At 69.3% G+C, this 6,087-nt stretch carries 6 protein-coding genes and 2 riboswitches; of the genes, 2 read left to right on the top strand and 4 right to left on the bottom strand.

Features of this window, described 5'->3' with window-relative positions:
* Window positions 1-19: 19 nt before the first annotated feature.
* The 4 genes from ABH925_RS15670 to ABH925_RS15685 all read right to left on the bottom strand — a co-directional run bounded on the left by ABH925_RS15670 (window position 20) and on the right by ABH925_RS15685 (window position 4,003).
* On the bottom strand, window positions 20-1,339 hold the full coding sequence (locus ABH925_RS15670; RefSeq protein WP_370148297.1) for a pyridoxal-phosphate dependent enzyme: 1,320 nt from the start codon (window positions 1,337-1,339) through the stop codon (window positions 20-22).
* On the bottom strand, window positions 1,336-2,835 hold the full coding sequence (locus ABH925_RS15675) for a Y4yA family PLP-dependent enzyme (RefSeq protein ID WP_370148298.1): 1,500 nt from the start codon (window positions 2,833-2,835) through the stop codon (window positions 1,336-1,338). Before ABH925_RS15675 ends, ABH925_RS15670 begins: the two co-directional genes overlap by 4 nt.
* Before the next feature lie 187 nt (window positions 2,836-3,022).
* Complete coding sequence (locus ABH925_RS15680) at window positions 3,023-3,343, bottom strand: hypothetical protein (RefSeq protein WP_370148299.1); 321 nt, start codon at window positions 3,341-3,343, stop codon at window positions 3,023-3,025.
* Window positions 3,344-3,499: 156 nt separating this feature from the next.
* Window positions 3,500-4,003, bottom strand: a complete 504-nt coding sequence (locus ABH925_RS15685; protein WP_370148301.1) for a hypothetical protein — start codon at window positions 4,001-4,003, stop codon at window positions 3,500-3,502.
* 393 nt (window positions 4,004-4,396) lie between these two features.
* Window positions 4,397-4,575: riboswitch (M-box (ykoK) riboswitch) on the bottom strand.
* Between the two features lie 440 nt (window positions 4,576-5,015).
* On the opposite strand from ABH925_RS15685, the gene ABH925_RS15690 reads away from it, so the two are divergent.
* Window positions 5,016-5,315 carry a hypothetical protein gene (locus ABH925_RS15690; RefSeq protein ID WP_370148302.1) on the top strand — a complete coding sequence of 100 codons (300 nt, stop codon included), beginning with the start codon at window positions 5,016-5,018 and terminating at the stop codon, window positions 5,313-5,315.
* A gap of 132 nt (window positions 5,316-5,447) precedes the next feature.
* Window positions 5,448-5,831, top strand: coding sequence for a hypothetical protein (locus tag ABH925_RS15695; protein WP_370148304.1), 384 nt, complete (start codon window positions 5,448-5,450; stop codon window positions 5,829-5,831).
* Window positions 5,832-5,940: 109 nt separating this feature from the next.
* Window positions 5,941-6,087: riboswitch (M-box (ykoK) riboswitch) on the top strand. This riboswitch is flagged as partial in the annotation.

Raw genomic sequence — 6,087 nt, forward strand, 5'->3', positions numbered from 1 at the left:
CAGTCACGATCAGTCATGGTCAGTCACGCACCAGCGGTCCGCCGGCGTCGCGCCACGCGATGACGCCCCCGGCCAGGCTGCGCACGTCGGGATGGCCCATGCGGGTCAGCAGGGCGGCGTACCGGGCGGACTTCTCGCCGACCGGACAGGCCAGCAGCACGGGCTGCCGCGTACTGAAGGGCAGGCCACCGCGTACCAGTTCGTCGAACAGCTCGTCGACGATGTTGATCGATCCCTCGATATGAAGGGCGGCGTAGGCGAAGGGACCGCGCAGGTCGACCACCAGCGGCCGTTCCGCGGCGATCCACTTCTGCGCGTCGGCGATGTCGACGGCCGTGGCCGCCCGCACCTCGGCGTCGGTGAGCGTGGCCAGGGAGTTCCTCACCGGTGGACGCCCCAGCAGCTCCGGGCGGCGCTGCTGGATGTAGCCGAGGTAGCTCTCGACCCGGTCGCAGACGATGAAGACGGCCGTTCTGCGGTCCGTCAACTCCGCGTCGACGGTGCGCAGATGGCGAAGGGCCCCGAAATACGCCGCTCCGCCGGTGGGCCCGGCCAGGATGCCGCATCGGCGCACCAGGGTCAGCATCCCGTCGATCGCCTCGTCGGCGCTGACCGCGTCGATCGTGTCGTAGGTGGCCGGGTCGAAGAGGCCGACCTCCTGCACCTCGTCGATGGTGCGGATGCCCGGGATGAAGTCGGACTTCTGGGCGACCAGTCCGACGACCCGCACGCGCGGGTCGTGCTCGCGCAGCACCCTGGCCACTCCGGTGGACGAACCGGCGGTGCCGACACAGGCGATGAACCAGTCCGGGGCCCGGCCGTCGAGGTCGGCCACGATCTCCGGGCCGGTGCCCGCCGCGTGCGCCTCGGTGTTGAGCAGGTTGAAGTACTGGTCGGTATGGAGGGTGGGTGTGCCGGGCTTGGACAGTTCCTGGTGGAAGAGGGTCAGCGGGTCGTCGGTGGCGGTCGGGTCGAGGCATTCGCTCTGCCCCGGGAGTTCCTCGATCTCGGCACCCAGCAGCAGGAGCAGGTCCTTGATCTCCGGAACCCGCATCCGGTTGGTGACGCTCTTGAAGGCCAGCCCGTGCATGCTCGCGATGACGGCCAGCGCCTTGGCGGTGTTCCCGCTGGACAGCTCAACGATCGTCTCGCCGCGCTCGACGGCTCCGGCCAATCCCTGCCGCACCATGTTCCAGGCGGCCCGGTCCTTGACCGAGCCGAAGGGGTTGAGCATCTCCAGCTTCGCGTAGAGGTCGATGCTGCGCAGACCGTGCACGGCAGGGTCGATGCGCACCAGCGGGGTGTCGCCGATTGCCTGGGTGATGCTGTCGTATCTCACGTCTCTTGCCCCCCAGCAGATGTGACAGGACATGTGACAGACCCGGTGACGGGCCAGTACTGCTCGTCGAGGCACCAGCGCCAGGAGCCGGCCTCCCGGTGGACGGCGGCCTTGCGCGCGACAGGCTGCCGCTGCGCGTGGGTGGCACTGAAGTCCATGCAGTACCCGGCTGTGTTGGCGAAGCCGAGGAGGTCGCCCTGCCGCGGCAGACGCGGCAGGAAGACCGTTCTCCGGGTGATCAGGTCAGCCTCCAGGCACAGGCTGCCCATGAGGTGGACACCGACGGGACCGCCGACTGCCTCAGCGGCGGCTGGTGCGCCGTCCCGGGGAACGAGCACCGGATCCATCAGGACGCCGTGCTCCTCCAAGCTGACGTCGCTCGCCCTCATCGCGAGGCGCACCAGGGACACGCCACTGTCCGTGGGACGGACCTCCAGCACCCTCGCCAGGGAGAGCCCGCACTGGTCCAGGAGCGCTCGGCCGGGTTCCAGGTAGAGGTCGTACAGGTGCTCCAGCAGCAGGGTCCCCAGCGGGCGACCCAGGGTCGGGGCAGGCCGTGACAGCAGCGCGTCGAGATAGTCGGCCCCCGCGACCGGGCGATGGCCGGGGTACAGGCCCAGAGCGCCCCGCAGGGTGCCGCCTTCGGTACGGAGGCCGTATCCGTGCCCGCCCCAGGTGAGCGGTGGGCGTCTGCCCAGGACCGCGTTGCCGAGTTCGGTGGTGTAGCGATCCCACTGGGCGCCGTCGGCCAGGTAGTTGACACCGAACCCGCCGCCGATGTCGACGGCACGCGCCGTGAATCCCCGGCGCTGCAGCTCGTCCATGGCGCGGAGGCAGCCGTCGAGAGCCGTCGCCTTCTCGTCGAGGCTGGTGGTGTCCAGGTGATAGGCGACCCCGATCGGCTGCAGGGTGTCCCGGTGCCGTTCCAGGAGGCTCAGCAGCCGGTCCAACGAGCTTGCCGGGGAGCCGAAGCGGCTCTGCCGGGACAGCATTCGGGCTCCCGGGGCCTCGAACTGCGACAACCGCAGCAGCACCCGGACCCGGGGCAGGTCGTGCAGGTGCACGAGTGCGGCCAGCTCCTCCAACTCCCCGGGCCCGTCGACGCCGACGGTGACCCCGCAGAGTGCGGCGAGCCACAGGAATTCCCGGTCCTTGGGCCCGGTGGCCACGATCCGGTCCGGTCCGAACCCGGCGCCCAGGGCGTGCTGGAGTTCACCCAACGACGCCACGTCGATGGCGGCGTCCGTCGCGGCGAGCCGGCGCACCAGGGCACTGGAGCGGTTCGCCTTGTGCGCGAAGAACACCTGACCGCTGAGGTTGTGCCGGCGGCGGACGGCGCGGAAGCTCTCGACGTTGGCTGCGATCCGGTCGGGCAACACGATGTTGAGCGGTGATCCCAGCGCGTCCACCAGCATGTGCAGGAACTCGGCCGACTCCAGCAAGGACGCCAGCGGCGGCTCCAGTCGGGGTTCCAGGTATAACGGGGCGCGCTCCATCCCAGGCGTTCCTCCCCCTGTGAGGAATACGGACCATTGCCCGCGCTGATCCTATGAGCCTATCCATCCACGGCCCGTCTACACCCGGGCCTCCATCCGGGCCGAGCCGACGGCCCCGGCCACAACTGCCCCCCCAGCAGGTCATCGAACGGGCACGGGCATGCCGAGGGACAGTTGTTCCCGACTGTCAGTGGCGTGGTTGCCAGCTGGCGACGAGGCGGACCTCGCCATCGGGTCCGGCGACCGGCGTCCAGTGCTGCTCCATGGCGTGGGAGGCGCCCGTTCCCCAGCGTGCGTCGGCTCGGGCCTGGGCACGCGCGAAGGTACGGGCCTGGGTGCCGGCCACCGGGCGGGTGAGCAGGACGAGGCTGTCCAAGGGCGCGTCGGCGAGGCGTCGGCCGAGGTGGGTGAGGAAGGCGGTGACCCCCGTCAGGGTGAGGGGGCGGAGCCTGAGGCTGCGGGTCGCCGAGCTGCGGCGGGTGGTGGTGGGGAAGGTGATCAGGGCCATGGCGGTGGCCTCGCTTTCCGAGTTGGGATGCGACCGGGGCGGTCCTTGTGGCATACGGGCCGGGGATACGGAGGTGAGGGGTGGTGGACGGGCCGGTGGCGCGGCGGTTCGGCGTTGCCACCGGCCCGTGGTGAGACTGCGTCAGGATGATTGGGGTCAGTGGCCGGTGGCCATCTGGACGACCTTGACGATCACCAGGATCACCAGGATCACGGCGATGAGCAGGTAGCCGCGCAGGGTGAGCAGCCCGGCCTTGCGCAGTGAGGAGAACGGCGGCCGGGACAGGGTGTTCAGTGCCGGGGTGCGCCAGGCCATGCGGTCGGCCTCCAGCAGTGCCTTGCGGTCGGCACTGCTGAGCTGGGCGGCTTCCAGTTCCTGGACCTGGTCCGGGGCGAGTCCCGCGAAGGCGGCCTCAGCGGCCTGGACTGCGGCGGCCTTGGCGGTGTTACGGGAGCGCAGGGCGACGAAGCCGCCGCCGAGCAGGCCGATCCCAGCACCGACGGCCAAGCCCTCGATGAGCTGGTTGGTGGTCAAGCTGGGGATGAAGGTGGTGGCGGTCAGGGCCAGCGAGAGCAGGACCAGGGTCCAGACGATGAATGCTGGGCGGGCTTGTGGTGTGAGAAGCCATGGTGATTCCTCCCTGAACGGGCATACGGGCATGCGGAAGACGCGCTCGACCAGTGGATCCGGCAGAAGGTGAGCGTGTCGCGGGGCCGTGGGTGACCCCAGTGGTGGACGGGCAGCACGGAGCAGGACCTCGGCACGCCGGTTCTGCCGGAGTGCCGAGCCATGAGGGAGCGCACCCGTGGCGCGGACAGCATGAACCGCCCGAGCGACCGGGCGAACAGGGTTATGCGGCAGATCTACTGACGATGAATCAGGAGAACCGAAGGGCGCACACGATGGTGCGGATCCGAGTGCCGGGATACCGACTATGGCCAGGTTTCATCCCGCCCACCTCCCCGCGATCTGCGCACTCCCGTGCGAACTCCCCAGTACGGGCGACGCCGCGCCGCCCGCCCAGAACGCAGGCGCCTGCCTGGAGCGTTCTGGACAACACCCCCCACGTAAGAGCTTCGGCACTGCACGGCGTATCCCCACCCACTGGGGGCGGGAAGCCACTTGGGGTCACCCCTTAATCCGAGGAGACCTGTCCTGAACCTGGACGTCTCTCGACGTCGTCGGGTCAGTGGCCTGTATCCGTGCAGACGCCTCACCGAACGAGGTGTCGCATCGACAGTGAAGCGGTGCACCTGACGAGAAGTCAAGCCCGAACAGAGCGGTACCCAGGGGCCACAACTGCGACATCGGCGCAGGTGATGACCTGGTTGATCTGCACTGATCAGGCAGGATGGGAGACTGCGCCGGGCAGATCAGGAATTCGTCAACGGATCACCGAGCGCTCCGGAGCGTGGGCTATGGTGGCCAAGGTCCTGGGGTGTGGCAGACACCAGCAGGACCGGTTGACACTTCGCCGGAGCCGGAGCCGGTTCCGCCCGCGAGTGAGCGCGATGGACGGCAGCGACAGCAGACTTCCCCATCGATCTCGACGCCCACCGGCCTCCACGAATCCCCTCCCCCTGCGCGGTCGTACCGCGCTGTGCGCTGCTCGGGATTCCCGTGAGGCGGTCGTCGCACAGCCCGGCTCCTGGTCCGGGATCGGAGACATACCGTGACTCACCCCCTCCCCACATCAACGCTGTGGCTCACCCTGCAGGACGGCGTCCGTCGCCAGTACCTGCTGGACCCAGCGGTCGAAGCCGACCCGGCCCGGCCCGAGCTGCGCTGCGATACCCGGGTCCAGGCCGCCTACGTCCTGGCCCGACAGGGCCACCGGCCGACCTGGCTGGCACGGCACCTCAACCTGCCCGAGAGCGCCGCCCGGGAGATCGGCGACCACGTCGCACCCCAGACCCCGCGTGCGGCATCCGTCGAGATACCCGGCCCGCGTGGGTGGACCGTCGGCACCTGAGCACACGGCCGTCGACCAGCCCCGGGCCGACGACAACCGATCTGCAAGGGAGCGCTGATGACGATCCGTCACGCCAGGATCTGCACAAGCACAAGCCAGCCGGCGTCTTTCGACGCCGAGAGGAGACTCATCGTGACCTTTCTCGCCCATCTGCGGCAGCGCCCCACCAAGCAGCCGACCAACCGATCCACGCCCACGGCCTGCGACGTCATCGTGCGCGCCACGGTCCGCGCGGTCTGCGACCCACAGCACACGACCCACGTCCGGGACCTGCTGTCCCGGGTCGCCGACCACCCCGACACGGCGCTGCTCAGCCTGCACAGTCGACCGGCGCCGGAGCACACAGGATCCGCGACCCTGGAAGCGGTCCTGGACATCCGCGGGTTGGCTGCCGAGCCGGTGAACCGCCTGCTCACCCAGGTCTGGCTCGACCCCGCGGTCCGCGACCTGCACTGGCACCTGGAGTACAACACCCAGCCGCATCACCGGAATCAGTCACGCACGCGGGCCCGCTGAGTGAACTCGGTCCGGGCAGACGCCAGCCCGCAGGCCACCGGCAAACGTCAAGACTCTGTAAATGTGGCAAGTGTCGAGCGCCAGAGGCGCTAGAATTCTGAAAGTTGAACAGACACCTCGTTCGGTGAGGCGTCTTCACGGACACAGGCCACTGATCCCACCCGTCGAGAGACGCTCCGGATCAGGACACCTCTTCCCGACCTAAGGGTTGAGGCCAAGTGGCTGCGCAGGCGGGCCAGGCGATGAAGCCGGGCCT

Origin of the sequence: Streptacidiphilus sp. EB129 (genome assembly GCF_041262645.1) — a bacterium.
In the GTDB taxonomy this organism is placed as follows: Bacteria; Actinomycetota; Actinomycetes; order Streptomycetales; family Streptomycetaceae; genus Streptacidiphilus.

Bases quoted from the DNA above. Each gene is read 5' to 3' on its own strand.
- ABH925_RS15675 (WP_370148298.1), bottom strand. From the start codon at position 2,835: ATGGAGCGCGCCCCGTTATACCTGGAACCCCGACTGGAGCCGCCGCTG.
- ABH925_RS15680 (WP_370148299.1), bottom strand. From the start codon at position 3,343: ATGGCCCTGATCACCTTCCCCACCACCACCCGCCGCAGCTCGGCGACC.
- ABH925_RS15685 (WP_370148301.1), bottom strand. From the start codon at position 4,003: ATGCCCGTATGCCCGTTCAGGGAGGAATCACCATGGCTTCTCACACCA.